General features: G+C 68.2%; 25 protein-coding genes. 12 read left to right on the top strand and 13 right to left on the bottom strand.

Going from position 1 to position 26,973, the window contains the following annotated elements:
- Nucleotides 1-3 precede the first annotated feature (3 nt).
- From lipA to sucB, 4 genes are read right to left on the bottom strand one after another with little or no spacing between them, the layout of a single operon-like run.
- Entirely contained in the window at nucleotides 4-990 is a 987-nt protein-coding gene (gene lipA, locus EL337_RS17245) for a lipoyl synthase (RefSeq protein WP_048631778.1), read from the bottom strand.
- The gene (gene lipB, locus EL337_RS17240; protein ID WP_048631777.1) at nucleotides 987-1,685 is read right to left on the bottom strand and encodes a lipoyl(octanoyl) transferase LipB; all 699 of its coding nucleotides are present in this window, start codon (nucleotides 1,683-1,685) and stop codon (nucleotides 987-989) included. Before lipB ends, lipA begins: the two co-directional genes overlap by 4 nt.
- Before the next feature lie 11 nt (nucleotides 1,686-1,696).
- On the bottom strand, nucleotides 1,697-2,608 hold the full coding sequence (locus EL337_RS17235) for a TIGR01777 family oxidoreductase (RefSeq protein ID WP_048631878.1): 912 nt from the start codon (nucleotides 2,606-2,608) through the stop codon (nucleotides 1,697-1,699).
- 12 nt (nucleotides 2,609-2,620) lie between these two features.
- The gene (gene sucB / locus EL337_RS17230) at nucleotides 2,621-4,432 is read right to left on the bottom strand and encodes a 2-oxoglutarate dehydrogenase, E2 component, dihydrolipoamide succinyltransferase (RefSeq protein ID WP_048631776.1); all 1,812 of its coding nucleotides are present in this window, start codon (nucleotides 4,430-4,432) and stop codon (nucleotides 2,621-2,623) included.
- Between the two features lie 159 nt (nucleotides 4,433-4,591).
- Here sucB and EL337_RS17225 point away from each other — a divergent pair, with 159 nt between their 5' ends.
- The 3 genes from EL337_RS17225 to EL337_RS17215 all read left to right on the top strand — a co-directional run bounded on the left by EL337_RS17225 (nucleotide 4,592) and on the right by EL337_RS17215 (nucleotide 8,001).
- The gene (locus EL337_RS17225) at nucleotides 4,592-4,945 is read left to right on the top strand and encodes a hypothetical protein (protein ID WP_048631775.1); all 354 of its coding nucleotides are present in this window, start codon (nucleotides 4,592-4,594) and stop codon (nucleotides 4,943-4,945) included.
- A gap of 102 nt (nucleotides 4,946-5,047) precedes the next feature.
- Nucleotides 5,048-6,364 carry an alkaline phosphatase gene (locus tag EL337_RS17220; RefSeq protein WP_048631774.1) on the top strand — a complete coding sequence of 439 codons (1,317 nt, stop codon included), beginning with the start codon at nucleotides 5,048-5,050 and terminating at the stop codon, nucleotides 6,362-6,364.
- A gap of 20 nt (nucleotides 6,365-6,384) precedes the next feature.
- Nucleotides 6,385-8,001, top strand: a complete 1,617-nt coding sequence (locus EL337_RS17215) for an SDR family oxidoreductase (protein WP_048631773.1) — start codon at nucleotides 6,385-6,387, stop codon at nucleotides 7,999-8,001.
- Between the two features lie 11 nt (nucleotides 8,002-8,012).
- Here the strand turns inward: EL337_RS17215 and EL337_RS17210 are convergent, their stop codons facing one another.
- Entirely contained in the window at nucleotides 8,013-9,542 is a 1,530-nt protein-coding gene (locus EL337_RS17210; RefSeq protein WP_048631772.1) for a leucyl aminopeptidase, read from the bottom strand.
- A 17-nt stretch (nucleotides 9,543-9,559) separates the two neighbouring features.
- On the opposite strand from EL337_RS17210, the gene gcvT reads away from it, so the two are divergent.
- Nucleotides 9,560-10,696, top strand: a complete 1,137-nt coding sequence (gene gcvT / locus EL337_RS17205) for a glycine cleavage system aminomethyltransferase GcvT (protein ID WP_048631771.1) — start codon at nucleotides 9,560-9,562, stop codon at nucleotides 10,694-10,696.
- A gap of 34 nt (nucleotides 10,697-10,730) precedes the next feature.
- Nucleotides 10,731-11,834, top strand: coding sequence for a branched-chain amino acid aminotransferase (locus EL337_RS17200; protein ID WP_048631770.1), 1,104 nt, complete (start codon nucleotides 10,731-10,733; stop codon nucleotides 11,832-11,834).
- Here EL337_RS17200 and EL337_RS17195 read toward each other — a convergent pair.
- Genes EL337_RS17195 through EL337_RS17185 form a run of 3 tightly spaced genes read right to left on the bottom strand, consistent with a single transcriptional unit; the run spans nucleotide 11,831 to nucleotide 14,312 of the window.
- The gene (locus tag EL337_RS17195; RefSeq protein ID WP_048631769.1) at nucleotides 11,831-12,562 is read right to left on the bottom strand and encodes an adenosylcobinamide-GDP ribazoletransferase; all 732 of its coding nucleotides are present in this window, start codon (nucleotides 12,560-12,562) and stop codon (nucleotides 11,831-11,833) included. The genes EL337_RS17200 and EL337_RS17195 overlap by 4 nt on opposite strands.
- 14 nt (nucleotides 12,563-12,576) lie before the next feature.
- Nucleotides 12,577-13,629 (bottom strand): nicotinate-nucleotide--dimethylbenzimidazole phosphoribosyltransferase, encoded by a 1,053-nt coding sequence (cobT, locus tag EL337_RS17190; protein ID WP_048631768.1) that lies wholly within the window; start codon nucleotides 13,627-13,629, stop codon nucleotides 12,577-12,579.
- The gene (locus tag EL337_RS17185; protein WP_048631877.1) at nucleotides 13,626-14,312 is read right to left on the bottom strand and encodes a DUF3043 domain-containing protein; all 687 of its coding nucleotides are present in this window, start codon (nucleotides 14,310-14,312) and stop codon (nucleotides 13,626-13,628) included. The genes cobT and EL337_RS17185 overlap by 4 nt, the downstream gene beginning before the upstream one ends.
- Nucleotides 14,313-14,396: 84 nt before the next feature.
- On the opposite strand from EL337_RS17185, the gene EL337_RS17180 reads away from it, so the two are divergent.
- Both EL337_RS17180 and EL337_RS17175 read left to right on the top strand, forming a co-directional pair.
- Nucleotides 14,397-15,473, top strand: coding sequence for a glycerate kinase family protein (locus EL337_RS17180; protein WP_048631876.1), 1,077 nt, complete (start codon nucleotides 14,397-14,399; stop codon nucleotides 15,471-15,473).
- Nucleotides 15,474-15,612: 139 nt separating this feature from the next.
- The gene (locus EL337_RS17175; protein WP_048631767.1) at nucleotides 15,613-15,990 is read left to right on the top strand and encodes a HesB/IscA family protein; all 378 of its coding nucleotides are present in this window, start codon (nucleotides 15,613-15,615) and stop codon (nucleotides 15,988-15,990) included.
- 1 nt (nucleotide 15,991) lies between these two features.
- Here the strand turns inward: EL337_RS17175 and EL337_RS17170 are convergent, their stop codons facing one another.
- The gene (locus EL337_RS17170) at nucleotides 15,992-16,660 is read right to left on the bottom strand and encodes an Rv0361 family membrane protein (RefSeq protein WP_048631766.1); all 669 of its coding nucleotides are present in this window, start codon (nucleotides 16,658-16,660) and stop codon (nucleotides 15,992-15,994) included.
- A 199-nt stretch (nucleotides 16,661-16,859) separates the two neighbouring features.
- Between EL337_RS17170 and EL337_RS17165 the strand changes: the two genes are divergently transcribed.
- Nucleotides 16,860-17,834 carry a carbohydrate kinase family protein gene (locus EL337_RS17165; RefSeq protein ID WP_048631765.1) on the top strand — a complete coding sequence of 325 codons (975 nt, stop codon included), beginning with the start codon at nucleotides 16,860-16,862 and terminating at the stop codon, nucleotides 17,832-17,834.
- Here EL337_RS17165 and asnB read toward each other — a convergent pair.
- Complete coding sequence (gene asnB / locus EL337_RS17160) at nucleotides 17,831-19,786, bottom strand: asparagine synthase (glutamine-hydrolyzing) (protein ID WP_048631764.1); 1,956 nt, start codon at nucleotides 19,784-19,786, stop codon at nucleotides 17,831-17,833. The two genes, EL337_RS17165 and asnB, sit on opposite strands and share 4 nt — an antisense overlap.
- A 209-nt stretch (nucleotides 19,787-19,995) precedes the next feature.
- Here asnB and ctaC point away from each other — a divergent pair, with 209 nt between their 5' ends.
- The 4 genes from ctaC (at nucleotide 19,996) to EL337_RS17140 (ending at nucleotide 23,156) form a co-directional block, all read left to right on the top strand.
- On the top strand, nucleotides 19,996-20,979 hold the full coding sequence (gene ctaC / locus EL337_RS17155; RefSeq protein WP_232786769.1) for an aa3-type cytochrome oxidase subunit II: 984 nt from the start codon (nucleotides 19,996-19,998) through the stop codon (nucleotides 20,977-20,979).
- 12 nt (nucleotides 20,980-20,991) lie between these two features.
- Nucleotides 20,992-21,411 (top strand): cytochrome c oxidase subunit 4, encoded by a 420-nt coding sequence (locus EL337_RS17150; RefSeq protein WP_048631762.1) that lies wholly within the window; start codon nucleotides 20,992-20,994, stop codon nucleotides 21,409-21,411.
- A gap of 162 nt (nucleotides 21,412-21,573) precedes the next feature.
- Nucleotides 21,574-22,461: an MmpS family transport accessory protein gene (locus tag EL337_RS17145; RefSeq protein WP_048631761.1), complete on the top strand. Its 888-nt coding sequence runs from the start codon at nucleotides 21,574-21,576 to the stop codon at nucleotides 22,459-22,461.
- A gap of 17 nt (nucleotides 22,462-22,478) precedes the next feature.
- A complete protein-coding gene (locus tag EL337_RS17140) occupies nucleotides 22,479-23,156 on the top strand; it encodes a DUF2561 family protein (protein WP_048631760.1) in 678 nt (225 codons plus the stop codon).
- Nucleotides 23,157-23,241: 85 nt separating this feature from the next.
- Here EL337_RS17140 and qcrB read toward each other — a convergent pair whose 3' ends face one another.
- The 3 genes from qcrB to qcrC are packed head-to-tail and all read right to left on the bottom strand — an operon-like array spanning nucleotide 23,242 to nucleotide 26,956.
- Complete coding sequence (gene qcrB / locus EL337_RS17135) at nucleotides 23,242-24,918, bottom strand: cytochrome bc1 complex cytochrome b subunit (RefSeq protein WP_048631759.1); 1,677 nt, start codon at nucleotides 24,916-24,918, stop codon at nucleotides 23,242-23,244.
- Nucleotides 24,915-26,123: a cytochrome bc1 complex Rieske iron-sulfur subunit gene (gene qcrA / locus EL337_RS17130; RefSeq protein ID WP_048631758.1), complete on the bottom strand. Its 1,209-nt coding sequence runs from the start codon at nucleotides 26,121-26,123 to the stop codon at nucleotides 24,915-24,917. Before qcrA ends, qcrB begins: the two co-directional genes overlap by 4 nt.
- Entirely contained in the window at nucleotides 26,120-26,956 is an 837-nt protein-coding gene (gene qcrC, locus EL337_RS17125) for a cytochrome bc1 complex diheme cytochrome c subunit (RefSeq protein WP_048631875.1), read from the bottom strand. The genes qcrA and qcrC overlap by 4 nt, the downstream gene beginning before the upstream one ends.
- Nucleotides 26,957-26,973: the final 17 nt, after the last annotated feature.

Raw genomic sequence — 26,973 nt, 5'->3', positions numbered from 1 at the left:
GGATCAGGATACTTGCGCCGATGTCGCCGCCGGAGCGGCTCCGGCATCGACTCCCGTCGCCGCTGCGGCCTGCCGGGCCGCGACCGTCTGCGCGTACAACTTGCCGGCCCGGTAGGAGGACCTGACCAGCGGTCCGGCCAGGACGCCGGCGAAGCCGATCTCGGTGGCGTAGCGCTCGTGGTCGACGAACTCGTCGGGGTGCACCCACCGCTCGACGGGATGATGGCGTGCCGAGGGGCGCAGGTACTGGGTGATGGTGACGATGTCGCAACCGGCGTCGTGCAGGTCCTGCAGCGCGGTGCGGACCTCCTCGGGTGTCTCGCCCATCCCGAGGATCAGGTTGCTCTTGGTCACCAACCCGTACTCGCGCGCGCTCGTGATCACCGACAGGCTGCGCTCGTAGCGGAACGCCGGCCGGATCCGCTTGAAGATGCGGGGCACCGTTTCGACATTGTGCGCCAACACTTCCGGGCGCGAGGCGAACACCTCGTCGAGCTGTTCGGGGACGGCGTTGAAGTCGGGGATCAGAAGTTCGACACCGGTGCTGGGGTTGAGTGCCTTGATCTGGCGGACCGTCTCCGCGTACAGCCACGCCCCGCCGTCCGGCAAGTCGTCGCGGGCCACGCCGGTCACAGTGGAGTAGCGCAACCCCATCGCCTGCACGCTCTCGGCGACGCGGCGCGGCTCGTCACGGTCGAGTTCGGCCGGCTTGCCGGTGTCGATCTGACAGAAGTCGCAGCGGCGGGTGCACTGCTCGCCACCGATCAGGAACGTGGCTTCGCGGTCTTCCCAGCACTCGAAGATGTTGGGACACCCGGCCTCTTCGCAGACGGTGTGCAGACCCTCGCGCTTGACCAGGTTCTTGAGCTCTTTGTACTCCGGGCCCATCTTGGCCCTGGTCTTGATCCACGGCGGCTTGCGCTCGATCGGCGTCTCGGCGTTGCGTACTTCGAGACGCAGCAGCTTACGGCCGTCAGGAGCGATAGTCACTGTGCCGATTCTACGCGCGTGCCCGGAGCGGCACCGATCGCGATGCGGCCGTCGAGCGCGTCCAGCACCGCATCGGACACCCGGTCGATGACGTCCACGACGCCGACCGGGTGGCCGAGTTCGGCGGTCAGCGAGGTGACGCCCGCGTCGGCGATGCCGCACGGCACGATCGCGCCGAACGCGCCGAGGTCGCAGTCGCAGTTCAGCGCGAAGCCGTGCAACGTTGTCGACCGCGCCACGCGGATGCCGATGGCTCCGATCTTGCGTGCCGGACGCACGCCGTCGCCTTCCACCCACACCCCGGACCTACCCTCGACGCGGGTCGTCGGCAGCCCCAGATCCGCACACACGGTGATCAACGACTCTTCAAGTCGTCGAACGAAATTCACGACATCAAGCGGCTCGGCCAGCCCGATGATGGGATAGCCGACCAACTGGCCGGGCCCGTGCCAGGTGATCTTGCCGCCGCGGTCGGTGTCGATCACGGGCGTTCCGTCGATGGGGCGCTCTTCGGGCAGGGTGCGCCGCCCCGCCGTGTACACCGGCGGATGCTGCAGAAGCACGAGCGTGTCCGGCCCACCTGCGACGCGCTCGTCGGCCAGCCGCCGCTGCAGATCCCAAGCGGCTCCGTAATCCACGGTGCCCAGCCGCTGCACCTGCACCGGGGCAGTGCTCGACCGGATAGAAGACGCCACGAGAGTCAACGCTACTCACCGCGGCGCGCGGTGGCGAACGCCAACGCCTCACCGATGGTGTTGTGGTGGAACTCGAATCCGGCCCCCTCCAACGCGGCGGGAATGGCCCGCTGACCACCGAGCACACCTTCGTCGGCGAACTCGCCGAGCGCCGCCCGAAGGGCGAAGCCCGGCACCATCAAAGCGGTGGGCCGATTCACCGACCGGCCCAGTGCGGTGGTGAACTCCGCGTTCGTGACCGGCGCCGGTCCGGTCACATTGACCGGACCGGAGAGGTCGTCGCGGGACACGGCGAACAGCAGCGCGCGTACCTGGTCCTCGAGGCTGATCCACGACAGGTACTGCCGACCGTTGCCCAGCCTCGCACCCAGCCCCAGCGAGAAGAACGGCTTGATCCGACCGAGCATGCCACCCGACGGCGCCATCACCAGACCGGTGCGGGCCAGCACCACCCGGACACCGGACTGCGCCGCCACCGTGGTCGCGGCCTCCCAGTCGACGGCGAGCCGGGCCAGGAAATTGGTGCCGGGACCGGCGCTCTCGTCGACCGGGGTGCTCCCCGTGTCGCCGTAGTAGCCGACCCCGCTGGCGTTGACGAGCGTAGGTACCCCGGCGTCGATGACAGCGTTCGACAGCACCTCCGTGGGGCTGATCCTGCTGTCGCGCAGGCTCTGCTTGAACGCTCCCGACCACCGCTTGAGGCCGATGTTGACACCGCACAGGTTGACGACGGCGTCCACCCCGCGCAGTGCATTCGCATCGAACTGGCCGGTGTCGGGATTCCAGAACACCTCGCCGGCGTTCGACGGAGCCCGGCGCACGATGCGCAGGACCCGGCGATCGGTGGCGCGCAGCGCATTCACCAGCGCCGTACCGATCAAACCGGATGATCCCGCTATCGCGACGACCGAGTCCGAACGCATCGACACTGCTGTCTACAACCCCAGATCTGCCTCGAACGCGCCCTCTTCCAGGCGACGCTTGATGGTCGTGACGAACCGGCCCGCGTCAGCGCCGTCGATGAGGCGGTGATCGTAGGTCAGCGGCAGGTACGACACCGACCGCACACCGATCGACTCGTTGCCGAAGTCGTCGACGATCACCCGCGGGCGCTTCACGATGGCCCCGGTACCCAGCATCGCCGCCTGCGGCGGCACCAGGATGGGGGTGTCGAACAACGCGCCCTGGCTGCCGATGTTGGTGATCGTGAAGGTGCCCCCGGACAGCTCGTCGGGCTTGAGGTCGCCCGACCGCGCGCGGGCCGCGATGTCGGCGATGGCCCGTGCCAGGCCGCCCAGCGACAGGTCGCCGGCGTTCTTGATGACCGGGGACAGCAGACCCTGCTCGGTGTCGACGGCGAACCCGAGATGCTCGGCGTCGTAGTAGGTGATCTCCTTGGATTCCTCGTTGTAGCTCGCGTTGACGTTCGGGTGCAGCTTCAGCGCGTCGATGACGGCCTTGGCGATGAACGGCAGGTAGGTCAGGTTGACGCCTTCGCGCTCGGCGAAACCGGCCTTCGCCTTGGCGCGCAGGGCCACGATCTTGGTCATGTCGACTTCGTGGACCTGGGTCAGCTGCGCCGTGGTCTGCAGCGATTCACGGGTCTTCTTCGCCGTGATCTGACGGATCCGGTTGGCCTTCTGCTTGGTTCCGCGCAGATGGGCCAGAGCACCTTCGGGTGCCGGTGCCGCCGCCGTCTTGGCGGGCGCCTCGGGGGCCGGTGCGTCCTTCGGCGCGTCCTTGGCCGATTCCTTCTCGCTGGCCGCGGCGAGCACGTCCTGCTTGCGGATGCGGCCACCCACACCGGTGCCCTTGACCGTCGAGAGGTCGACGCCGTTCTCGCTGGCCAGCTTGCGCACCAACGGCGTCACGTACGGGCTGGAGTCGCCCGAGGAGTCCTCGGCCGGCTTCGGTTCGGTCTTGGGCTTGGGCTCCGACTTCGGCTCGGACTTGGGTTCCGGCTTGGGTTCCGGCTTGGATTCCTCCGCCGGCTTGGTCTCGGGCTTGCTCTGTTTCGGCTCGGGCTCCGGCTCGGGTTCGGGCTCCGGCTCCGGCTCGGGTTCCGGCTCCGGTTCCGGCTCGTCGGCGCTCTCGGCGCCGGCGTCACCGATCTTGGCAAGTTCGCCACCGACCTCGACGGTGTCGTCCTCTTCGGCGGTGATCGATACCAAGGTGCCGGCGACGGGCGAAGGAATCTCGGTGTCGACCTTGTCGGTGGACACCTCGACGAGCGGCTCGTCGACCTCGACGCTGTCGCCGACCTCTTTGAGCCAGCGGGTGACGGTTCCCTCGGTGACGGACTCGCCCAGCTCGGGCATGAGTACCGGCGTCGACGATCCCGACCCACCGGACTTCTTCGCGGCGGGCTTGGACTCCGGCTCCGGCTCAGCTTCCGGCTCGGGCTCTTCCTCTGCCTCAGGTTCGGCCTCGGCCTCGGGCTCGGCCTCGGGCTCGTCCTCGGACTCCTCGGCGGCAGGTGCGGCGTCCTCGCCGTCGCCGTCACTGTCGTCGGCGTCGCCGATCACTGCCAGCTCGCCGCCCACCTCGACGGTGTCGTCCTCCTGGGCCACGATCTTCTTCAGCACGCCCGCTGCCGGTGACGGGATCTCGGTGTCGACCTTGTCGGTCGACACCTCAAGCAGTGGCTCGTCCTCCTCGACCGTGTCTCCCTCTTGCTTCAGCCAGCGGGTGACTGTTCCCTCGGTAACGCTCTCACCGAGTGCGGGCATCTGGACGGAGATGGCCATGTTTCGTGGCTCCCTTGCACGGTCTATCGCAGTGGCTGAAGTGACGTAACCCATCCTGTCACGTCTGTCGGGACGTTTCGCCGCGGACGGGCCGACTGATTGCTCTGGCACTATCGAATTGACAGATGGCGAGGGGATGGCCGAAAGGAGCAACCCCAGGTGGGACTGTTGGACAAGCTGCGCGGCGGGCGACGCAAGGGTGGTGCAACCGCCAACGACCCCGCGGCGGACTTGCGTTATCTGCACCAGTGGGTCGCCGAGCACGAAGGCGTCGAGGCGTTCATCGAACCCAAGACCACGGTCACCGAACTCACCGTGGTGCTCGTGGCCGCCGACGGTGAATGGACCCGGCGCAGGACCGGCGGGGACGCCGGCGCCCGGCGGCTCTCCGACCGACTGAAGATCCCGGTCTACGACGTCCAGAAAGTGGGCTATCCGCAACGCATGCGCGACTACGACGCGCGCCGGCGCGTCGAACGCAAGCGTGCAGCGCGCAGAGAACTCGACCGCTAGCTGCTGTCCGGGCCGGCCCGCGCGCAGCGGACCTCTGGCGTTCGGTGACTGTTCATCCTGACGTGGCCGGGCGGCGACTCGCCCTTGTCAGGGTGTGCGTTCGTGCCCACACTCCATAACGCAGCCGTCAAATTCGCCGCCGCGGTGGCAGGTTCGGCTCTCGTTCTCGCCGGATGCAGTGCTGCCGACGACAGCGACGTCCCGAAGCACCCCAGCGTCATCATCCTCAGCGGCGACGGGATGGGTCCCCAGCAGCGCACCGCGATCCAGTACTACCTGTACGGACTCGACGAGCGTCAGCCGATGGACGCGCTGCCGTACTCCGGCTACCTGGACACGATCCCGGGAGATCCGGAGTACGCGGTCACGGACTCCGCGGCCGGAGCCACCGCGTGGGCGATCGGCCAGAAGGTGCCCAACGGTACGACCGGCCTCGGCCCCGACAGCGAATCGGTGCCCACACTGCTGGACATCGCGAGGGGCCGCGGGATGGCGACCGGTCTGGTCAACGATCACGATGTCACCAACGCGACACTGGCAGCGTTCGGTTCGCCCGTGCCCGACCGGGACCTCAAGGTCGACATCGCCGAGGGCTACCTGGACCGGGGAGTCGACGTGCTCTTCGGCGGCGGAGAGAAGTACTGGTACCCCGAGGGCAACCCAGGAAAGATCCCCGATGTCGGTGAGGACGACGCCAGCGAAGGTGACGCAGACCTGGTCGCCCGCGCCGAGAGCGACGGCTATCAGTACGCCTACGACCAGTCCACCTTCGATGCCCTCACCGGGCCCAAAGCCCTTGCGCTGGTCCAGGACAGCGCCAAGCGGCGGTCGACGGAGATCGAGGGCTACGACTACGGCACCGATCCGAACTATGTGGCTCCGGAGAAACTGGTGGCCAAGGCGCTCGACATCCTCGGCGCCAACGAGAACGGGTTCTTCCTCGTCATCGAGAGTGACGACCTGGACTCCGACGGCCACGAGCACGATGCACAGAACATGATGCTCGCCGGCGAGTCGATCAACGAGATGGTCAAGGTGATCACCGAGTACCAGAAAGACCATCCCGAGGTGCTGCTGATCGTCACTGCCGACCACGAGACCGGCGGCATGACCATCGAGAACGTGCTCGACGACGGCGAACCCGAGCCCAACAGCGACCAGGTTGCCGACGATCCCGTGCCGTACTGGTCCGACACTCCGGAGAACATGCCTCTTCCGGGTGGCGGCGTTCCCCAGCGCAGCGGCCCCTTCACGATCAAGGGCACCGACCGCCGGTTCAAGGTCGACTGGACCACCCCTGAGCACACCGGCACGATGGTGCCTGTCACCGCTGCGGGCCCGATGGCCGAACGCTTCACCGGCGTCCATCCCAATACCTACGTCTACGACGTCGTCACCGAGTTGTGGGGCGCGAATTAGCGCTCCGGTAGTGTCCGCTCGTGAGCAAGCAGCGGTTCGTCCAGACCAGTGACGGCACCCGGATCGCCGTCTACGACGAGGGCAATGCGAGCGGACCCACCCTCGTGCTGGTGCACGGACATCCCGGTACGCACGCCGTCTGGGACCCGGTGGTGGCGCTGCTGGCCGACCGCTTCAGGGTGGTGCGCTACGACACCAGAGGAGCGGGCGAATCCTCTGTGCCCAAACCTGTTTCGGCCTACAGCATGGAACGCTACGCCGACGACTTCGCGGCCGTGCTCGACGCCGAAGGCCCCGTGCACGTACTCGCCCACGGCTGGGGCTCGGCCGGGGTGTGGCAATTCCTGTCGCGTCCCGGGGCAGCCGAACGCGTCGCGTCGTTCACGTCGGTGTCGGGACCGAGCCCCGAACAGGTCGCGACATTTGTCCGGGGCTCCCTGACCCGGCCCCAGAGTCCGCGGCGTTTTGTGCAGGGGCTCGGCCAAGTCGCCCGGCTGGCGCGCGCCGCGCCGCGATCCTCGGCGGTCAAGACCTATCGCGCGAACCTCACGCGGCCCGCACGGTCCGTCGGCCCGGTCGAGGTCCCCGTGCAGGTGATCGTCACGACCCGGGACCCCCACGTGGGTCCGCACGTCTACGACGACATGACGGCGTGGGCGACGCGGCTGTGGCGCCGTGACATCAAAGCCGGACACGACGCACCCACCTCGCATCCGCAGGTACTCGCGCAGGCGGTGACCCAGCTCGTCGAGCATCTCGACGGGGCGCCTGCTGCCCGGGAACTGCTGCGTGCCGAGGTCGGCCGGGCCCGAAAAGCGTTCGGCGACACCCTGGTCGCGATCACCGGCGCCGCCAGCGGCATCGGCCGCGAGACCGCGCTGGCCTTCGCCCGCGACGGAGCCGACGTGGTCATCAGCGACCTCAACGCCGACGGGCTCGCCGAGACCGCCCGCCTCGTCGCCGCCGAAGGAGCCGAGGCGCACACCTACACCGTCGACGTCGCCGACCCCGCCGCCGTGGAAGCGTTCGCCGAGCAGGTGTGCGCACAGCACGGGGTCCCCGATGTCGTGGTCAACAACGCCGGCGTCGGCCACGCAGGCTTCTTCCTGGACACCCCGGCCGAGGAATTCGACCGCGTCCTCGACATCAACTTCGGCGGCGTCGTCAACGGCTGCCGGTCGTTCGGTAAACGCCTCGCCGACCGCGGCACCGGCGGGTACATCGTCAACGTCGCGTCGATGGCCTCCTATTCACCGCTGAGCGTGATGAACGCCTACTGCACGTCCAAAGCCGCCGTCTTCATGTTCTCCGACTGCCTGCGCGCGGAACTGGACGCGGCAGGCATCGGGGTGACGACCATCTGCCCCGGCGTCATCGGCACGAATATCGTTGACACCACCCGCTTCTCGTTGCCGGAGGGGCGTGACCAGGACGTCGATGCGCTGCGGGGGCGGGCGAAGAAGGGTTTCGCGGTGCGCCGCTACGGACCCGAGAAGGTCGCCAAAGCCATCATCGACGCCGTGCAGACGAAGAAGGCGATCCGGCCCGTCGCCCCGGAGGCGCACTTCCTCTACGGCGTGGCCCACGTCCTGCCGCAGGCCATGCGCAGTGGCGCCCGCGGCGGCAACATCATTTAGATCAGCGAGAGCTAGCCGTTGGCGGCGATGTCTTCGAGCACCGCGAACATCGTGCGCGTCGGCACCCCGGTGCCGCCCTTGGGCGTGTAGCCCCACGGCCCACCCGAGTTGTAGGCGGGCGCCGCGACGTCGATGTGTGCCCACTCGACCCCGTCGGCGACGAACTCGCGCAGATACGTGCCCGCCACCAACATGCCCGCATATCGCGAGCCGCTGACGTTGGCCAGGTCGGCCACCGTGGACTTGAGGTCGTCCTTGAGTTCTTCCGGCAGCGGCATGGCCCACGCGTTCTCGCCGATGGCCTGCGAGATCTCGGCCACCCGGTCGCGGAACTCCTCGCTGCCCATCACACCCGGCGTGCGGGCGCCGAGCGCGACGGTCTGCGCACCGGTCAGTGTCGACGTCTCGATGAGGTAATCGGGATCGTCCTCGCAGGCGCGCGCGATGGCGTCGGCAAGGATCAGCCGACCCTCGGCGTCGGTGTTGAGCACCTCCACGGTGATGCCGCCGTACTGCGTCAGCACGTCGCCGGGCCGCTGCGCAGTCGACGACGGCATGTTCTCGGCCATCGGCACATAGGCGGTGACGTCGATCGGCAACTGCTGACGTGCGGCCAGCACCACGGTCGCGATGACCGCCGCGGCGCCACCCATGTCGGAGGTCATGTGATGCATGTTCGCGGCCGGCTTGATCGAGATGCCACCGGTGTCGAAGGTGATGCCCTTGCCGACCAGGGCCACGGTCTTCGATTTCCTCTTGCCGCCCTTGTGGGCGAGCCGCACCAGACGGGGCGGCCGGGACGACCCCTGACCGACCCCGATGATCCCGCCGTAACCGTCCTTGGCCAGCGCCTTCTCGTCGAGGACCTCGACGTCGAGTCCCACGGCATCACCCAAAGCCTTTGCCCGCTTGGCGAATTCGGCGGGAAACAGGTGGCTGGGCGGGGTGTTGATGAAGTCGCGGGCGGTCGCCACGGCGGACGCGATCGCCTCTGCTCGCGCAGCGGCCTCCTTGGTCGCTGCCTTCGTGTCGGGCGTCAGCGCGGTGATCTTGCTCAGCCCCGCCTCTTTGGGTGCGGTCTTGTCACTGCGGAATTCGGAGAACCGGTAGGAGCCCAGGATCAGGCCCTCGATCGCGGCTTCCAGGTCGAGATCCGACAACGTCGTGATGACGTGCTCGACACCGGACAGCGACCGTGCCGCCACCCCAGCCGCTCGGCGGATCGTCTCGGCGGACCACTCGTCGCGACTCTTGCCCAGCCCCACCGCGAGCACGCTGGTGACGGGCAGCGACGGCGCGAGCACTCGCGTCACCTGCTCGGGGCCACCCTTGGCGCCCAGCGCCTCGAGCGCGACCTCGATCTCCCCGACCGCCTCGGCATCGAGATAGGAGTTGGCCACCACGCGCGCCTTCTGCGACTTCGCGTCGTCTTCGGAACCGCTCACCACGGCCACGATCAGTACGGACGAGTCGACCTTGCGCTTGGGCAGCGCGCTCGCGACGGCGACGGCGGGGGACTGGTAACCGGCTGAGGTGCTCACGGAGAATCACCCTAGCCATGCTCGTCAAAAGCGGCGCGCCACTAGGGTGGTTGGTCGTGAGTGAGAACCTGTTGGCAGGCCCCCTGGAGAACCGGCACCGTGAGCTCGGCGCGAGCTTCGCCGAGTTCGGCGGATGGCTGATGCCGGTGTCGTACGCGGGCACCGTCGCCGAGCACACCGCCACCCGCACGACAGTCGGCCTGTTCGACGTGAGCCACCTCGGCAAGGCGCTGGTAAAAGGCCCGGGGGCGGCGGAATACGTCAACTCCGCCTTCACCAACGACCTCCGGCGGATCGGCCCCGGAAAGGCGCAGTACACGCTCTGCTGCACCGACTCCGGAGGGGTGATCGACGACCTGATCGCCTACTACGTCTCCGATGACGAGATCTTCCTGGTGCCCAACGCCGCGAACACCGCCGCGGTGGTCGCCGCGCTGCAGGAACGGGCGCCCGACGGGCTGACCGTGACCGACGAGCACCGCTCCCGCGCCGTGCTGGCCGTGCAGGGCCCCAAGTCGGCCGAGGTGCTGGACGGGCTGGGACTGCCGACCGACATGGATTACATGGGTTACGCCGACGCCGAGTTCGGCGGCGTCGAGGTCCGGGTGTGTCGCACCGGCTACACCGGTGAGCACGGCTACGAGCTGCTGCCGCTGTGGGACAAGGCCGCGGTCGTGTTCGACGCGCTGGTCGATGGGGTGAAGGCCGCCGGCGGCGAACTGGCTGGACTCGGGGCCCGCGACACCTTACGCACCGAGATGGGCTATCCGCTGCACGGCCACGAGCTGTCATTGGACATCTCGCCGCTGCAGGCGCGGACCGGCTGGGCCGTCGGCTGGAAGAAGGACGCGTTCTGGGGACGCGACGCGCTGCTGGCGGAAAAGGAAGCCGGCCCCCGCCGGACACTGCGTGGGTTGAAGGCGATCGGGCGCGGTGTGCTGCGCCCAGACCTGACCGTGCTCGACGGGGACACCCCGGTCGGGGTCACCACGTCGGGAACCTTCTCTCCGACTTTGAAAGTGGGGATCGCGCTGGCGCTGCTCGACACCGCGGCCGACATCGCCGACGGGGCGCGCGTCGCGGTCGACGTCCGTGGACGTCAGGTCGAGTGCGTGGTGACCAAGCCGCCGTTCGTCGACACCCGCACGCGCTAAAAACCGTTGGCCACCCGGTTATACAATCGCCTGCATGACCGAAAGCCTCGAGTTCACCGTCGATCGCAACGCGAATCCGGCGGCTGACGAGGTACGCGCCGGGATTCTCGCCAACCCCGGTTTCGGCAAGTTCCACACCGACCACATGGTGTCGATCGACTACAACGTCGATAAAGGCTGGCACGACGCCCGGGTGCTTCCCTACGGTCCTATCGAGTTGGACCCGTCGGCGATCGTCCTGCACTACGCGCAGGAGATCTTCGAGGGACTCAAGGCCTACCGCTGGGCCGACGGCTCCATCGTGTCGTTCCGGCCCGAGGCCAACGCTGCCCGGCTGCAGACCTCGGCGCGGCGCCTGGCCATCCCGGAGTTGCCGGAGTCGCTGTTCATCGAATCGCTGCGGCAGTTGATCGCCGTCGACGAGCAGTGGGTGCCACCGGCAGGCGGCGAGGAGTCGCTGTACCTGCGGCCCTTCGTCATCGCCACCGAGCCCGGACTCGGTGTCCGTCCCTCCGACGAGTACCGCTACCTGGTGATCGGTTCTCCGGCGGGCGCCTACTTCCCGCGCGGCATCAAGCCGGTCAGCGTGTGGCTGTCGCACGAGTACGTGCGGGCCTCACCGGGTGGGACGGGCGCCGCGAAGTTCGGCGGCAACTACGCAGCGTCGCTGCTGGCCCAGGCCGAGGCGGCCTCGCACGGCTGCGATCAGGTGGTCTGGCTGGACGCGATCGAACGCCGCTACGTCGAGGAGATGGGCGGCATGAACCTGTTCTTCGTGTTCGGCAGCGGCGGCACCGCACGCCTGGTCACACCGGAGCTGTCCGGCTCGTTGCTGCCCGGTATCACGCGGAATTCGTTGCTGCAGCTGGCAACTGACGCAGGATTTGCGGTCGAGGAGCGCAAGATCGACGTCGACGAATGGCAGAAGAAGGCCGCGGCGGGGGAGATCACCGAGGTGTTCGCGTGTGGCACCGCCGCCGTGATCACCCCGGTGTCGCACGTCAAGCACGGTGACGGCGAGTTCACCATCGCCGACGGCGAACCCGGCGAGATCACGATGGCGCTGCGCGACACGTTGACCGGGATCCAGCGCGGCACCTTCGCCGACACCCACGGCTGGATGGCCCGGCTGTCCTAACGGATCGCCATCCCGAGCACTGCGACTGCCGTCGTCACCTCGACGGCGGCGCCCAGCACGTCGCCGGTGATCCCGCCGAACCTGCGCACGCAGTGCGAGACCAGCACGACGCTGCACCCCAGCGCGACCACCACCGCCAGCGGGCCCTGCCACGGGCGGTCGGTGGCCAACGTCGCAAGACCGGCGACCGCGACCACCCACGCAGCCACGACCCACCGCGGCTGGGTACCTGCCACCAATGAGCCCAACGTGCTGCCTGCCGCTGCGGGAACACCGCGCCGACAGGCAGCCACCACGGCCACGCGGCCTGCCAGGACGGCGACGAACACCGCCTGCCAGCCGGCCTGGCCGAATGCCAGCGACTGCACCAGCACGGCCACGGCGACGGCGGCGACCCCGAACGGGCCTGCCCTGCCGTCGCGCATCACGGCCAAGGCCCGCTCGGGCGGTCCGTAGCAGCCCAGCGCGTCGGTGGTGTCGGCCAGGCCGTCGATGTGCAGCCCGCGGGTGGCCAGCAGCAGCACGGCGACGGTCAACGCGCCGGCGAGTGCACTACCGTCGCCGAAGGCCCACGAACCTGCCCACAGCATGACCGCGCCCAGCGCGCCCAGCGCGACCCCCGCCACCGGCAGCGCCGTCAGCACTCCCCGGCCGACGTTCGCGGTGAGTCGCGACGGCACGGGCAGCACCGTCGCGAACGCGAAAGCGCCTGCCACCGAGCGAATCACGGCGCGATCACCGTCTAGTCTTCGATCCCGGCTTCGGCGAAGGTGGCCATCGACGCCAGCGTGGCCACCGCGGCGCGCAGGACGGGAAGTGCCACGAGCGCACCGGACCCCTCGCCGAGGCGCATGTCGAGTTCGACGATGGGGTCGAGCTCGAGGTGGCGTAGCGCCAGTGTGTGCGCGGGCTCGGTGGACCGGTGGCCGGCTCGCCACCAGAGTTTCGCGCCGGGCGCCAGCGTCTCGGCGGCCAGCGCCGCCGCCGTCACCACGACGCCGTCGAGCAGCACCGGGGTGCGGCGGACCGCCGCCTGCGCCAGGAAGCCCGTCATCGCGGCGAGGTCGGCGCCGCCGCAGATCCGCAGCAGTGCAACAGGATCGGCCGACAGCCTGCGTGTCCGATACAGCGCGTCGCGGATCGCGGCGGTCTTACGCGCCCAGCCGGCATCGTCGATCCCGGTACCGCGGCCGACCACCGCGACCGGCTCGGAATCGGTGAGAGCGGCGATCAGCGTGGTTGCCGGAGTGGTGTTGCCGATGCCCATGTCGCCGGCGATCAGCAGGTCGGCGCCCGAGTCGACCTCGTCGTCGGCGATGGCGCGTCCCGCATCGATGGCCGCCACCACCTCCTCGGGAGAGAGGGCGTCCTCGACTCCGATGTTGCCGCTGGAGCGGCGGATCTTGTGGGCGCCGATCGCGGCGGACTCGGGCTCCTCGGTGTCGACGGCGATGTCCACGACGCGCACGCCGGCACCGGCGATCTCCGCGAGCACGTTGACCGCGGCGCCGCCCGCCGCGATGTTGGTCACCATCGCGGCGGTCACCTCACGGGGGTAGGCAGACACCCCGGCGGCGGCCACACCGTGGTCGCCGGCGAACACGACCACCCGGGCCCGGGTGAACTGCTGTGGGGGACAGGCGCTCTGGCACGCCGCGACCCAGACCGAGAGATCCTCGAGCCGGCCGAGGGCGCCTGCGGGCTTGGTGAGCTGTCCCTGCCGCTGCCGAGCCGCCTCGGCGACGTCGGCATCAGGGGCGGGGATGTCGGGAAAGTAGGCCACCTGCGGCGTCACGCCACCGGGGTGCCGCGCTCAACCTGAGGTTTGGGGGCGCGCATCCGGCGGAGCTGCGACGCCCGGCTGGCGGCGTAGAAGCCGAGCTTCCAGCCGGTTTCGGTGTTGTCCGGAAACTTCTGATCGGCCAGCTTGTTCACCTTGCGGCCCAGGAAGATGCCGTCGATGACCATGATCACCACCAGCACCAGCATGGCCGGTGACAGGAACGCCTGGACCTGCACCGACGGCACGGCGAGCATGACGAAGATCAGGCCGAGCGCCGACGGCATGAACAGACCGAGCAGATTGCGCCGCGAATCCACCACGTCGCGGACGTAGCGACGAACGGGACCCTTGTCGCGCGGCAGCAGGTACGCATCCTCGCCCGCCATCATCTTCTCGCGGCGGATCGACATCTCGGACCGGCGCTCCGCCCGCTCGGCCTTGCGTTCCTCCCGGGACAGCTTGGGACCGCGAAGTTCCTTGCGGCGCTTCCTGGCCTCGGCGGTGGTCATCGGCGCGGGGGCGACGGGGCCGCGCCGCCGGCTCGCCTCACTGCGCTTGGGGGTCGGCTTGCCCTTGGGCGCTGTGCGGACCCGTTCGGTGGCTGCGGCCGCTGAAGCCGCGGCGGCGGCGTCGTCGGCGGGAACGGGGTCCCGGGGATCCCCAGCGTCATCGTTCTTGCGGCCAAGCAGCTTCACGCCTGCCAGGTTACTTCGCCGTGCGCGGCCCACCCAATCCGCGCCGGTGGTGCGCCACGTCACCGGAAGTCATAGTCTGCCGTGGTGACAGGCACCGAACCCGCCCGCACCGTGCTGATCGCGCCCGACTGTTTCGGTGACAGCTTGACCGCGGTCCAGGCCGCTCAATCCATCGCGCAGGGATGGCGCACGTCCCGTCCCGGGGACGCGCTGGTGCTGGCGCCGCAGTCCGACGGTGGCCCGGGCTTCGTCGAGGTGCTGGCCAGCCGGTTGGGCGAGATCCGGACGTCGACGGTCAGCGGACCGCTGGACGTCGACGTCGAGGCGCACTGGGTGCTCGACACCGACCCGCCGGTCACCGCCTACATCGAATGCGCACAGGCGTGCGGGCTGGCGTTGCTCGGCGGTCCGCCGACGGTACGCACCGCGCTGGATGCGCACAGCAGGGGTGTCGGCCAGCTGATCGCGGCGGCGCGGGCCGCAGGCGCGGACCGCATCGTGGTCGGGCTCGGCGGCAGCGGCTGCACCGACGGCGGGCGGGGCATGGTCGAGGCGTTGGGCGGCCTGGCGGCCGCCCGCGAGCTTCTCGACGGGGTGGAACTCATCGCCGCCAGCGACGTCGAACATCCGCTGCTCGGCCCGATGGGCGCCGCCGCCGTGTTCGGGCCCCAGAAGGGCGCCGACCCGGAGACCGTGGCTGTTCTCGAGCAGCGGCTCACGGAGTGGGCCGAGCAGCTCAACACTGCCGCCGGCCGGACGATCAGCGACGACCCCGGCGCCGGCGCGGCAGGCGGTATCGGCGCGGCACTCCTTGCGCTCGGCGGACGCCGGGAGTCGGGCGCGTCGATCATCGCCGAACACACCGGTCTCGGCGCCGACGTGGCTGCGGCCGACCTGGTCATCACCGGGGAAGGCCGCTTCGACGACCAGTCCCTGCACGGCAAGGTGGTCAGCGCGCTGGCCGCAGGGGCGCAGTCTCACCAGATCCCGGTGCTGGTGCTCGCCGGCCAGGTCACGCTGGCACCGCCCGCGCTGACGGCAGCAGGCATCGCGGCGGCCCATTCCATCAGCGACCATGCCGGATCAGTGCAGCTGGCCATCGACGACGCGGCCAACCAGTTGACGGGACTGGCCACCGAGGTCGCGGCGACGTGGGGATAGCGACCGGCGGGACTGGCGGAGACAGCGGCAGGGATAGATGAGGAATATCGCCGGAACCAGGTACCGTTGAGGTTGTGGGGCCTACAGCTTCGTGGCCACCGAGGGGTTCCACCCACGTACATCCATTACGGGAGATTCCATGACTGTTCAGGACGAGTCGGCTGTGCAGGCTGGCCAGACCATCGATGCCCAGCACGGCGCCACCCTGACGGATGCCGCGGCCGCCAAGGCGAAGGCCCTGCTCGACCAGGAGGGTCGCGACGACCTTGCGCTGCGGATCGCCGTCCAGCCCGGTGGTTGCGCCGGCCTGCGTTACAACCTCTTCTTCGACGACCGCACCCTCGACGGCGACCTCACCGTGGACTTCAACGGCGTCGGCCTGACGGTCGACCGGATGAGCGCCCCCTACATTCAGGGCGCCACCATCGATTTCGTCGACACGATCGAGAAGCAGGGTTTCACCATCGACAACCCGAACGCCACCGGCTCCTGCGCCTGCGGCGACTCTTTCAACTGATCTAGTACTGGCCGGCCGTGCGCGGCAGGTAGGAACACACCAGGATCTCGTCATCGATCGAGAGCACCTGCGCCACTGCCTGCTCGTCGGCCTCGCCGGGCTGATTTCGTGACTGATTTCGCGACGACCCACTGGCCGGCACCACCCGCATCGTGAACAGCACCTGGGCCTGTGTCGGCGACGACAGCACCATCTTGTCGATCGACGTCACCTCGGCGCTGTCGTACTGCTTGCGGAAGGCGTCGCTCGACAGTCCGGCGAGCGCCATGTCGGAGCGGCGCTCCTTGACGGCGTCGAACAGTCCGCAGAGCGTGTGGCGGGCCACCGTCTCGGCGTCGCCGTTGGTCAGCGCATCGAGATAGTCCTGGATCGCGGCCTGCGCAGATGCCTCCGTGAGCCCGCCCGTCGCGGTCTGCTGTTCGCGTCCGCCGCTGAGTGCCACCGCCGTGATGACCCCGACGACCGCGATGACGGCCAGCACGGCGACGACGGCGATGATCCACGGACGGCGCTTGCGGGTCGGGTACTGCACCGGCGGGGGCAACGTCCCCGGGTAGGCCGCGTCGATGCCGGGGCTGGGGTAGGGGTAGGACTGCGTGGGGTACGGCTCGGGGTACATCTGCGGGCCGCCTGGTCCAGTGCCGTACGAAGGAGGGTACGGACCGGTCATAGAGTTGCTCCCGGGGAAGTCGATCGGATCCTGCGGCATCTACAGTGGCCGGGCAGGCACTTGTAGGCAGATTAGCGCAACGCGCGGTGCCGCCCCTGTCGACGGCCACGGCCTACGAGGACGTGACGGGGCCCGACATGAGGTTGCCGATGTGGTCGACACTAGGCTGAAGTGCTGAAACCAGGAAGGGTGGGACTGCGTGACCATTGCGGTGACCGGATCGATTGCTACCGATCATTTGATGCGCTTTCCGGGAAAGTTCTCGGAGCAGCTGCTGGCCGACCATCTGCAGAAGGTGTCGCTGAGCTTCCTCGTCGACGACCTCGTGATGCACCGCGGCGGAGTCGCGGGGAACATGGCGTTCGCGATGGGCGTACTGGGCGGCAACCCCACACTCGTCGGGGCGGTCGGCGCTGATTTCGACGACTACCGCAACTGGCTCACCTCGCACGGGGTGAACTGCGACAGCGTGCTGGTCTCCGAGACCGCCTACACCGCTCGCTTCGTGTGCACGACGGACGAGGACATGGCCCAGATCGCGTCCTTCTACCCGGGGGCGATGTCGGAGGCCAGCAGCATCAAGCTGGCCGACATCGTCGGCGCCACGGGCGCACCGGATCTGGTCATCATCGGGGCCAACGACCCCGAGGCGATGTTCCTCTACACCGAGGAGTGCCGCACGCTCGGGCTTGCGTTCGCCGCAGATCCCAGCCAGCAGCTGGCCAGGCTGTCGGGCGAGGAGATCCGCAGGCTGATCGACGGTGCGATGTACCTGTTCACCAACGACTACGAGTGGGATCTGCTGCTGCAGAAGTCGGGCTGGTCGGAGGCCGAGGTGATGAGCCAGATCCAGCTGCGCGTCACCACGCTCGGTGAGAAGGGCGTCGACCTCGTCGGCCGTGACGGCACGTTCATCCACGTCGACGTCGTCCCCGAAACCCACAAGGCCGACCCGACGGGCATCGGTGACGCGTTCCGTGCCGGCTTCCTGACCGGGCGTGACGCCGGCCTGACGCTGGAGCGTTCGGCTCAGCTGGCGTCGCTGGTGGCGACACTGGTGCTCGAGGCGCCCGGGCCGCAGGAGTGGTCGTGGGACAAGGACTCCGCCGTGCAGCGCCTGTCCGACGCCTATGGCGCAGAGGCAGCCCGCGAGATCGCGTCGGCGCTGGTCTAAAGCTGGACCGGGTAGGTCGGTTCGCTGATCTGCGGCACGACGCTCTCCTCGACGAAGATCGAGTACCACAGCATGAAGATCAGCACCGTCCACAGTCGACGGCTGTGATCGATTGCGCCGCCGCGGTGCTCGTCGAGCATCGACCGCACCGCGGCTAGGTCGACCAGGTCGCCCGCCCCGGAGGTGCGCACCGTCTGGTACGCCCAGTCGAGTAGTTCGCCTGAGCGCAGCCAGTGCCGGATCGGCACCGGAAACCCGAGCTTGGGCCGGTTGAGCACGTGCGCGGGCACGATCGGCTCCAGCGCGCGCCGCAGCGCGTACTTGGTGGTGGACCGGGTGATCTTCTGGTCATAGGGCAGCCGTGACGCGACCGCGAACACCTCGGGGTCCAGGAACGGGACCCGCAGCTCCAGCGAGTTGGCCATGGTCATCTTGTCGGCCTTGACCAGGATGTCGCCCCGCAGCCACGTGAAGAGATCGATGTGCTGCATGCGCGCCACCGGGTCCCAGCCCTGTGACTGCGCGTAGATCGCGGCGGTGACGTCGGTGTGCACCCAGTCCTGGCGGAATCGCGGCAGCGCGGCTCGCAGTTGCGCGTCCGAGAAGCTGCGCGCGTTGCCGTAATAGCGCTCTTCGAGGGTCAGCGAACCGCGGTGCAGCAGGCTCTTGCCCCGCATGCCCTCGGGAAGCGGGCCCGCCATCTTGCCCACCGATCTGCGCACCCCGCGCGGCAGATAGTCGAACGGTTTCAGCGACAACGGCTCTCGATAGATGGTGTAGCCACCGAACAGTTCGTCGGCGCCTTCACCGGAGAGCACCACCTTGACGTGCTTGCGTGCCTCCTTGGCGATGAAGAACAGCGGCACGAGGGCGGGGTCGGCGACGGGTTCATCCAGATACCAGACGATCTCGGGCAACGCGGCGACGAACTCCTGCTGGCTGACCACCTTGGTCACATGCCGGGCACCGATGGCCTCTGCCGAGGCGGCCGCCACGTCGACCTCCGAGAATCCTTCGCGCTCGAACCCGGTGGTGAAGGTGATGAGGCGCGGGTTGTGGCGCATCGCCAACGCCGCGATGGCGGTCGAGTCGATACCGCCGGACAGGAACGCGCCCACCGTGACGTCGGCACGCATGTGCTTGGCCACGGAATCCTCGAGCACAGCCGTGATCTCGTCGTAGCGAGCCTGGTCCTGGCCAGGAGCCGAACGGGCGGCAAAAGGCACTGCGGCGAAGCGTGGTGTGAAGTAGCGCGTCACCTCCGGCCGGCCCCCGGGGCGGACCCGCGCGTAGCTGCCCGATTCGAGTCTGCGGATGCCGCGGTGCAGCGTCTCCGGCTCGGGCACGTACTGCAGGACGGTGTAGTGCTGGACTGCCCGCTCATCGATATCGAGGTCGATGCTCAACTCGTCGGCCAGGGCGAGCAGGCACTTCTTCTCGCTGCCCACCGCGGTGCCACCCGGCCCGCTGGCCAGGTACAGCGGCTTGATGCCGAACGGATCCCGCGCGCAGAACAGTTCCTGCGTGACCGTGTCCCACAGCGCGAACGCGAACATGCCCCGTAGCCGGCCCAGCGCATCGGTGCCCCAGTGGTGGTAGGCGGCCAGAATCGCCTCGCCGTCACCGTCGGTGTGGAAGACGGCGCCGAATTCGGCGCGCAGGGCCTCGCGCAGCTCGACGTAGTTGTAGATCTCACCGTTGAAGACCAACACGTAGCGGTCGGGTGTCTCGGGCGGTCCCCACCGCAGAGGCTGGTGGCTGTGGGCGATGTCGATGATCGACAGCCGGTTGAAACCGAGCACCACCTGCGCCGCACCGGCGGCGTCGTGCCAGGTCCCCGGCTCGTCAGGCCCGCGATGACGCATCAGATGGGTCGCGCCCGACACCGCGTCGACGATGATGGGGGAGACCTCACGGGAGGGGTCGGTGACCAGCGCCAGCAGTCCGCACACCGCGCCAGTATGCCTAATCGTCGACAGGCGTCCCGACCGGCACGCGAACACATTCCCCGGTCGCTTCGCTCCTGCCCGCCGGTGTGGTCTACGCTGCGTAGTATTCAGTGCAGCCGTCTGACCGGTACCGGTCAATCGACTTTGTAGGAGGCGCCAACGTGTCCGCTCGCGGTCCTAAGTTGGTGGCATTGTCCCTGCTCCTGGGCGGGATGGCGGTGCTACTCAGCGGGTGCAGTTGGTCAGAGGTGCTCGGCCTCGGATGGCCGACGGGCATCACCCCCGAAGCCCATCTCAACCGCGAGCTGTGGATCGGCTCGGTGATCGCCGCGCTCGTCGTCGGCGCCATCGTCTACGTCCTGCTCTTCTGGACCATGGCCTTCCACCGCAAGAAGAAGACCGACACCGACCTACCGCGCCAGTTCGGCTACAACATGCCACTGGAACTGACGCTGACGGTCATCCCGTTCATCATCATCTCGGTGCTGTTCTACTTCACCGTCGTGGTGCAGGAGCGGATGCTGCACAAGGAAGACAACCCCGAGGTCGTCATCGACGTCACCGCCTTCCAGTGGAACTGGAAGTTCGGGTACCAGAAGGTCGACTTCGCCGACGGCACGTTGACCTACGACGGCGTCGACAACGAGCGTAAAGAAGCCATGACCTCGCGTCCCGAGGGCGGCGACGGCCACGGCGGCGAGAAGGTCGGCGCGATCGCGGGCAAGAATCCCGAGGACCGGACGTACCTGAACTTCGACAAGATCGAGACCCTCGGATCGTCGTCGGAGATCCCGGTGCTCGTCGTGCCGTCGGGCAAGCGGATCGAGTTCCAGATCGCCTCGGCCGACGTGATCCACGGATTCTGGGTGCCCGAGTTCCTGTTCAAGCGGGACGTGCTGCCCAACCCGAAAGAGAACAACTCGGACAACATCTTCCAGATCAGCGAGATCTTCCAGACCGGCGCGTTCGTCGGCCGCTGCACGGAGATGTGCGGCACGTACCACTCGATGATGAACTTCGAGCTGCGTGTCGTGGAGCCCAACGACTTCAAGGCCTACCTCGACCAGCGCAGCGCCGGTAAGACCAACGCCGAAGCTCTGCAGGCGATCAACCAGCCGCCGCTGGCCACCACGACCAAGCCGTTCGACACCCGTCGCGGAGAACTGGCACCCATGGTCCCCGAGGCGAACAGGTAAGGACAGCAGCAGATGCATATCGAAGCCAGGTTGTTCGAGTTCCTGACCGCTTTCTTTGCCCTGTGCACCGTGGTGTACATCGTCTTGACCGCGATGTTCGCCACCGGTGGTGTCGAGTGGGCGGGCGCCACGGCTCTCGCGCTGACGACCGGTCTGACATTGATCACCGGAACGTTCTTCCGCTTCGTCGCCCGACGGCTGGACACCCGGCCTGAGGACTACGAAGACGCTGAGATCGCCGACGGTGCGGGGGAGCTCGGCTTCTACAGCCCCCACAGCTGGTGGCCGGTGTTCATCGCGCTGTCGGCGTCCATCACCGCGGTGGGCATGGCGATGTGGCTGCCCTGGCTGATCGTCGGAGGCGTCTGCTTCGTCCTGGCGACTGTGAGCGGTCTCGTCTTCGAGTACCACACGGGTCCTGAAAAGCACTGATCCGCAGGGGCCAGGTTCAAGGTCACAATCACGCATGACTTCGCGTGCAACCCGCGTTGGGCCGTCGGTTCGGGTGCTGCCGTTGGGTAGTGTTGCCGAGGCGCCATGAGTCGCCACGGCAACCACCGGCGCCGGAGAAGCAGCCGAGAAGGACAGACGTAGATGAGCGGGCCGAACCCTCCCGGGCGGGACTCCGGTCTCCCAGGAGAAGAGCCGGACGGCACCCCTGACGCCCCAATCCCCAGCGCTCCCGATCCCGGACGCAAAGAGGGCGGCGACAACCCCGACACCGGCCAGACCGATTTCTATTCGCGCGCATATTCTGCGCCGGAGTCCGAACAATTCGTCAGCAGCCCGTACGTGCCGTCGGACGTCGCGCTCTACGACTACGACAGCTATGACGCCGGCGGCGACAGCGCTGATCTCGCGCCTCCGCCGCGGTGGCCGTGGGTGGTCGGCGTCGTCGCCATCGTGGCTGCCATCGCGCTGGTCGTCTCTGTGTCGGTGCTGGTGACCCGCACCGACACCGACAGCCTTGCGACTCCCGAGACGACGACCCGCCCGGCTCCGCCCGTGCAGGACGAGATCATCACCACCACGCCACCGCCGCCGCCTCCGCCACCGCCCACCACTGAGCCGCCGCCCCCACCACCGCCGCCGGAAACCATCACGGTGACCGAGCCGCCGCCCCCGCCGCCGCCGGAGGCTGAGGCGCCCCCGCCCCCGCCGGCAACCACTGAACCGCCGCCGCCACCGCCTACCACCACCACGCCGGCCGGACCGCGCCAGGTGACGTACTCGGTCACCGGGACGAAGGCGCCTGGCGACATCATCACGGTGACCTACATCGACGCGTCGGGGCGCAGCCGCACCCAGCGCAATGTCTACATTCCGTGGTCGCTGACGGTCACCCCGATCTCGCAGTCCGAAGTCGGCTCCGTGCAGGCGTCGAGCCTGTTCCTGGTGAGTCGGCTGAACTGCTCGATCACCACGAGTGACGGAACAGTATTGTCCGCCAACACCAGTAACGCTGCACAGACCAGCTGCTAAGGGCCAACTCCACGCCGATGACACAATTCAGCGACACCGCCAACCGGCCGAATACCGGCTTCGACGGCTCCGCGCTCGACCGCGTGGACCGCATCCTGCTCGGCGCGTGCGCCGTCGTGTGGCTGGCCGCACTGGGAGCCGGCGTCGCCGCCACGGTGGCGCTGGTCGATCTCACCCGCGGACGCGAAGGCGCCCCCTCGGAGTCTGGCACGCCGTGGGTCCTCTACACCGTGATCGGTGTGTCCGCCGCGGTGATCGTGGCTGCCGTGCCGCTGCTCCTGCGCGCTCGCCGCGCCGGCGCCGGCGACGCGGCCGCGGCGCCTCAGCGTCCGGCCGCGCAGGTGGCGGACTCGCCGTCGACGCCCACCCGAAACGTCGACGCACCGACCGAGAAGATCCGGCTGGCACAGGCCACCCCCGAGGGCAGCGGCCCGCTGCCGCGCGTGCTGCGGTCACCCGCACCTGTTTCAGCGGCGTCCTCTGCCGTCGACCGGCTCTGGCTGCGCAGTGCTGCGTCCATCACCTGCGCGATGGGGGCGGCCACCCTGCTGATCGCGGTGGCGACTTATCTGATGGCGGTCGACAGCGACACCGCCTCCTGGGCGCTCTACGGCGTCGCTGGTGTCGTGACCGTCGGAATGATCGCCATCCCGTGGTACTTCCTGCGCGAAATGCGCGCTGACATCGATCGCTGATCAGCGGGAAATCCAGACCGGTAAACAACTGATCCGCCCCAGCCTGGCGGCTGAGGCGGATCAGACTGCGTGGAAACTGTGCCGGTCAGTGATGCCCGTTGGATGAGCCGTTCGAACCATTGGAGCCGTTCGAACCGTTGGAGGCGCTGGTGCGCTCCTGGTGCTCACGCAGAGCCGTCAACGCGCGGTGCTCCGCCGCGTGTGCGGCCGCGGTGATGGCCTCGTGCTCGGACAACGGATCGCCCCGCAGGAAGCTGCCGGTGCCCGGAGAGCCGCTGGACCCCAGCTTGTTCATCCGCTTGGGTAGCGCCGCGCCCTGGTACTCCAGCGGAATCGCGTGACCGTGCTCGTCGACGGGGCCGAGCGGCTGGTGCAGCTCGACGTACGCCCCGTGGGGGAGACGCTTGATGATGCCCGTCTCGATGCCGTGCTCCAGCACCGCGCGGTCGCTGCGCTGCAGGCTGACCGCCCACCGGTAGGCGACGAAGTAGACGATGGCGGGCAGCACGACCATGCCGATCCGGCCGATCCACGTCGTCGCGTTCAGCGAGATGTGGAACTTCAGCGCGATGATGTCGTTCATGCACGCGAACGTCAGCAGGATGTAGAACGAGATCGCCGCCGCACCCACCGCGGTACGTGTCGGAGCGTCACGGGGACGCTGCAGCAGGTTGTGGTGCGCATCGTCGCCGGAGAGCTTCTTCTCGATGAACGGGTACGCCATCAGCAACGTGAACACCAGGCCCATGCCGAGGGCAACCCACACGCCCTGCGGGATGGTGTGCCCGAACGGATAGAACTCCCACGCCGGCCACAACCGGATCAGACCGTCGGTCCACATCATGTAGAAGTCGGGCTGGCTACCGGCTGACACCTGGGACGGCTTGTACGGCCCGAGGACCCAGACCGGGTTGATCTGCAGCAGACCGCCCATGAGGCCCAGGATGCCGACCGTCACCGCGAAGAACGCGCCGGACTTCACCGCGAACACCGGCATGACGCGCACGCCGACGACATTCGTCTCGGTGCGGCCGGGGCCGGGGAACTGCGTGTGCTTCTGGAACCACACCAGCGCGAGGTGAACGCCGATGAGCGCCAAGATGATTCCCGGAATCAGCAGGATGTGCAGCGCGTACAGCCGCGGGATCAGGATGTCGCCGGGGAAGTCCCCGCCGAACAGCGCCCAGTGCATCCACGTTCCGACCACCGGGATGCCCATCGTGATTCCGGAGAGTGCGGCGCGGATACCGGTGCCGGACAGCAGATCGTCGGGCAGCGAGTAACCGAAGAAGCCCTCGAACATCGCCAGGATCAGCAGCAGCGAGCCGATCACCCAGTTGGCCTCACGCGGTCGCCGGAAGGCGCCCGTGAAGAAGATGCGAGCCAGGTGGACCATGATCGACGCCGCGAACAGCAGAGCCGCCCAGTGGTGGACCTGCCGGACGAACAGCCCGCCGCGGATCTCGAAGCTGATGTCGAGCGTGGTCTCGTACGCCCGCGACATCTGCACACCACGCAGCGGCTGATACACACCGTCGTAGGTGACGTGCGCCATCGACGGATCGAAGAACAGGGTCAGCCAGACACCGGTGAGCAGCAGGACGAGGAAGCTGTACATCGCGATCTCGCCCAGCAGGAACGACCAGTGCGTCGGGAAGACCTTGTTCAGCTGTCGGCGGACCGCCGCGGAGGGGTGGTATCGCGAGTCGATCGCTTCACCCTGTTTGGCTGCGATCTGGCCTGCGTCTAGACGTGGGCTCATGACTTCCGCTCCCAGAATGCCGGTCCGACGGGTTCGATGAAGTCGCCGTTGGCGACGAGGTAGCCGTCCTGATCAATCGTGATCGGCAGCTGCGCGAGAGCGCGGGCGGCCGGGCCGAAGATCGGTTTGGCGAAGTGCAACGCGTCGAACTGCGACTGGTGGCACGGGCACAGAATGCGATAGGTCTGCTGCTCGTACAGCGAGGACGGGCAGCCCAGGTGCGAGCAGACCTTGGTGTAGGCGAACAGCTCGCCGAAGTTGAAGCTCTCCTGGCCGCGGCGCTTGACCACACGGTTCATGTCGATCGGCTTGATGCGGATGAGCATGACCGGGTTACGGACACCCATCGAGATCTCGGTCAGATGGTGCTCGGACTCGACCGTGGTGCCGTCACCGTCGGATTCGCGCCACGGATACACGGTCTCCATGCCGCCGGCGTCGAGGTCCTCGGGACGCATCTTGACGAATGGTGACTCGCCGGCCCTGCCGGTGGCGCGGGCCAGGAAGATGGTCTCGCCCTCGAAACGTGGCGTCCATCCGGAGGTCCACAGCACCGCCTTCATGCCCTCGGCGGTGGGAACGACCGGCTTCCACGGGTTCTTGATGAGCCCGCCGATGAAGGCGACCAGCGTGCCGACGCCGAACGCGCCGAAGCCGATGCCCAGCGAGAGGCCGATCATCTTGCGCCGCTTGAGGGTCGAGCCCTCGAGCGCGTCGCCGAGATTGGCGGCGACGGTCCTGCGGTGCAGCTCGGGGGACTTGCCGTCGTGGCGTTCCTGGATCGAGATCTCTTCGGGGATGAACTTCTTCTGGAACAGCACCGCGCCGACGCCGATCGCCAGGACGGACAACCCGAACGTCAGACCGTAGAGGGGAGTCGTCAGCGAGTACAGGAACTCGCCGTCCGAGCCGAACGGCTTGTACTCCCAGGGCCAGAACAAGAAGATCAGCAGGAGCGCGAGACCCGAAAAGCCGGCCAGCAGAAACCAGTACGCGACCGAGCGTTCGGCACGCTTCTCGGCCTTCGTCCCGGGAACCGGCCAGCGCGGCTCCTTGTAGACGATCTCGACGCCGTCGAGCTTGCCGCCGAGTTCGAGAAGTTCCTCCTGCGACATCTTCATCAGCTCGGCGTCGGTGGGCTGTCCCGGCACCCCGGTCTGTCCCGGTGTGTCGGTTCCCTTCACGTCATCAGGCCTGTCGCTCATGCCCGTGCTCCGATCCAGAGTGCGGCGGCGATGATCGCCACCATTCCGACGATCCACGCCACCATGCCCTCGGAGGTCGGACCGAAGCCGCCCAGTCCGAGACCGCCGGGAGTGGGGGTCTCCGCCGACTCGCGCACGTAGGCGACGATGTCGCGCTTCTCTTCCGGCGACAGCTGGCGGTCGGAGAACTTCGGCATGTTCTGCGGACCGGTCGACATCGCGGTGTAGATCTGTGCCGGGTTGGCCTCGCCCAGGTCGGGGGCGTACTTACCTGAGGACAGTGCACCGCCCTTGCCGGTGAAGTTGTGGCAGGACGCGCAGTTGAGGCGGAACAGGTCGCCGCCGCGGGCGACGTCGTTGCCGATCAGGGACTGCTCGGCGATCGCTCCGTTGTCGTCGCGCGGAACGACGGGACCGCCACCGTTGGCCTGGACGTAGGCGCCCAGTGCGTCGATCTGCGACTCGTCGAACGCGGGTTCCTTGCGCTGTGCCTGGGCCTCGCCGCGCATGGCGGGCATGCGGCCGGTGGACACCTGGAAGTACACCGCCGCTTCGCCGACGCCGATGAGGCTCGGGCCACGGTCGGCGACGCCCTGAAGGTTCACGCCGTGGCAGGACACGCAGGACGTGTCGTAGAGCTGCTGACCGGTGCGCAGCATGGCCGACGCCGATTCATCGGCGACGGCGACCTGCGGTGACGGCGTCAGTGTGGCCGCCAGACCACCGGCGACGACCAAACCGGTCAGCAGCAGCAGTGCAGCCGACAGGCGTCGACGCAGCCGACGCCGGCGAACTGTCGCCGGCTTACCGGCTCCGGGCGCCTTCCTCGTCATCGAACCCCTTCTCATCC

The sequence above is a fragment of the Mycolicibacterium aurum genome (genome assembly GCF_900637195.1).
GTDB lineage: Bacteria > Actinomycetota > Actinomycetes > Mycobacteriales > Mycobacteriaceae > Mycobacterium > Mycobacterium aurum.
Note: the sequence above shows the minus strand (reverse complement) of the source record. Positions and strands in the feature narration are given on the sequence as shown.

Bases quoted from the DNA above. Each gene is read 5' to 3' on its own strand.
- EL337_RS17235 (WP_048631878.1), bottom strand. From the start codon at position 2,608: ATGCGTTCGGACTCGGTCGTCGCGATAGCGGGATCATCCGGTTTGATC.
- sucB (WP_048631776.1), bottom strand. From the start codon at position 4,432: ATGGCCATCTCCGTCCAGATGCCCGCACTCGGTGAGAGCGTTACCGAG.
- gcvT (WP_048631771.1), top strand. From the start codon at position 9,560: ATGCTCGTCAAAAGCGGCGCGCCACTAGGGTGGTTGGTCGTGAGTGAG.
- EL337_RS17200 (WP_048631770.1), top strand. From the start codon at position 10,731: ATGACCGAAAGCCTCGAGTTCACCGTCGATCGCAACGCGAATCCGGCG.
- EL337_RS17175 (WP_048631767.1), top strand. From the start codon at position 15,613: ATGACTGTTCAGGACGAGTCGGCTGTGCAGGCTGGCCAGACCATCGAT.
- EL337_RS17170 (WP_048631766.1), bottom strand. From the start codon at position 16,660: ATGACCGGTCCGTACCCTCCTTCGTACGGCACTGGACCAGGCGGCCCG.
- ctaC (WP_232786769.1), top strand. From the start codon at position 19,996: ATGGCGGTGCTACTCAGCGGGTGCAGTTGGTCAGAGGTGCTCGGCCTC.
- EL337_RS17150 (WP_048631762.1), top strand. From the start codon at position 20,992: ATGCATATCGAAGCCAGGTTGTTCGAGTTCCTGACCGCTTTCTTTGCC.
- EL337_RS17145 (WP_048631761.1), top strand. From the start codon at position 21,574: ATGAGCGGGCCGAACCCTCCCGGGCGGGACTCCGGTCTCCCAGGAGAA.
- EL337_RS17140 (WP_048631760.1), top strand. From the start codon at position 22,479: ATGACACAATTCAGCGACACCGCCAACCGGCCGAATACCGGCTTCGAC.
- qcrB (WP_048631759.1), bottom strand. From the start codon at position 24,918: ATGAGCCCACGTCTAGACGCAGGCCAGATCGCAGCCAAACAGGGTGAA.
- qcrA (WP_048631758.1), bottom strand. From the start codon at position 26,123: ATGAGCGACAGGCCTGATGACGTGAAGGGAACCGACACACCGGGACAG.
- qcrC (WP_048631875.1), bottom strand. From the start codon at position 26,956: ATGACGAGGAAGGCGCCCGGAGCCGGTAAGCCGGCGACAGTTCGCCGG.